The following is a 1,182-nucleotide window of genomic DNA, read 5'->3' as shown; positions in this document are numbered from 1 at the left end:
GAAAAATTTGAAAGAACCAAACCCCATGTAAACGTGGGCACTATTGGTCACGTAGACCACGGTAAAACCACGCTGACTGCGGCGATCACGACCGTACAGGCGGCGAAGTTTGGTGGTGAGACCAAGGCTTACGACCAGATTGACAATGCCCCGGAAGAGCGCGAGCGTGGTATCACTATCGCGACCGCCCACGTGGAATACGAGTCTGACACCCGTCACTACGCGCACGTTGACTGCCCGGGACACGCGGACTACGTCAAGAACATGATCACCGGTGCGGCGCAGATGGACGGCGCGATCCTGGTGGTATCCGCGGCAGACGGCCCCATGCCCCAGACCCGTGAGCACATCCTCCTGTCCCGTCAGGTAGGCGTACCCTACATCCTCGTGTACCTGAACAAGGCCGACATGGTGGATGACGAAGAACTGCTCGAACTGGTGGAAATGGAAGTGCGCGAGCTGCTGGACGAATACGAATTCCCCGGCGACGACACCCCCATCATCACCGGTTCCGCCCTCAAGGCGCTGGAAGGTGATACCTCCGATATCGGTATTCCCTCCATCACCAAACTGGTCGAGGCCCTGGACAGCTACATTCCCGAGCCCGAGCGCGCCATCGACGGCTCCTTCCTGATGCCCATCGAAGACGTGTTCTCCATCTCTGGTCGTGGCACCGTAGTGACCGGACGTGTGGAGCGCGGTATCGTCAAGGTGGGTGAAGAAGTGGAAATCGTCGGTATCCGTGATACCCAGAAGACCACCGTCACCGGTGTGGAAATGTTCCGCAAGCTCCTCGACGAAGGTCGTGCGGGTGACAACGTGGGCGTACTGCTGCGTGGCACCAAGCGTGATGAAGTCGAGCGTGGCCAGGTACTGGCACACCCCGGCACCATCAACCCGCACACCCACTTCGAATGCGAAGTGTACATCCTGAGCAAGGATGAAGGCGGCCGTCACACCCCGTTCTTCAACAACTACCGTCCGCAGTTCTACTTCCGTACGACGGACGTGACCGGTGCTTGTGAGCTGCCGGAAGGTGTCGAGATGGTCATGCCGGGTGACAACGTGAAGATGACGGTGAAGCTGATTGCACCGATCGCGATGGAAGAAGGCTTGCGCTTCGCCATCCGTGAAGGTGGACGTACAGTTGGCGCCGGTGTTGTTTCCAAGATTATCGAGTAA

General features: G+C 58.5%; 1 protein-coding gene. It reads left to right on the top strand.

The window, feature by feature from the left end; translation table 11 throughout:
• The coding region (gene tuf, locus ACOCD2_RS20875) for an elongation factor Tu (RefSeq protein WP_293675235.1) at nucleotides 1-1,182 on the top strand (1,182 nt) is incomplete at its 5' end.

It is taken from the genome of Thiolapillus sp., assembly GCF_048562965.1.
Taxonomy (GTDB): domain Bacteria; phylum Pseudomonadota; class Gammaproteobacteria; order Chromatiales; family Chromatiaceae; genus Thiolapillus; species Thiolapillus brandeum_A.
This window is presented reverse-complemented; position numbering and strand designations above follow the sequence as displayed.